General features: G+C 53.7%; 1 protein-coding gene. It reads left to right on the forward strand.

Going from position 1 to position 685, the window contains the following annotated elements; translation table 11 throughout:
- Positions 1-69: 69 nt before the first annotated feature.
- A partial coding sequence (locus GOB90_RS18745) for a hypothetical protein (protein ID WP_173572231.1) occupies positions 70-685 on the forward strand: 616 nt, incomplete at its 3' end.

The raw sequence follows: 685 nt of genomic DNA on the forward strand, positions 1-685 counted from the left end.
TCTTGGTGGACCAGTCCACTTTAGCCGTTTGAGGGCGCTGCTGGCATCAGAAAGAGGATAGACAGAGTTATGGTGGAAGATAGTCCCAGTCGTGGGAAGTTCTGGAAGCTCCCCTCTGGCAGTGCAGCAGGCGATTGGTACCCACCAGTCCGGATTGAAGGCAGCGAGAAAGAGGAATGGTTTTACACCTCCGTTCGTTTTCCAGATGGCATTGAGAAAACCAGCCTGACTGCACAGGATTCAGAAGTTCAGCAGCTTGTAGTGTCCTGGTGGTTCATTCTGAATTACAGGAAATCAGAGGCCGATGAGCCGTTGCATTACGATGGCTCCGTTAAATATGACGGGTCTCAAAGACATGATGGCACACAGAGAGGGCAGGACTTCTCTATTAAGCCTTTAGAATCTGTCCACGTCCTCACAAACGAATTCCACCCTGCGCTCCCTAACAAGATGATTGCTTCCCTCGCTCAACTTTTCCCGGGCGTATGGGAGCCCATTGGGCCAGTAATGCCATTGCTGGCGGATACGGATCACTCTCCAGCAGCGACCAAAGCGGCCATTCGCAAAGGTCTGGACGCACTGGCTGAGCAGATTGAGCATCTCCCCGCCCAAGACGAGGAGCAGCCATGGACTGGCAGTAATCACCCTCCAGAGCCCCTTGATGAGCCCGAACCGCCTCCGATCC

The organism is Acetobacter oeni, from assembly GCF_011516825.1.
Taxonomy (GTDB): Bacteria; Pseudomonadota; Alphaproteobacteria; order Acetobacterales; family Acetobacteraceae; genus Acetobacter; species Acetobacter oeni.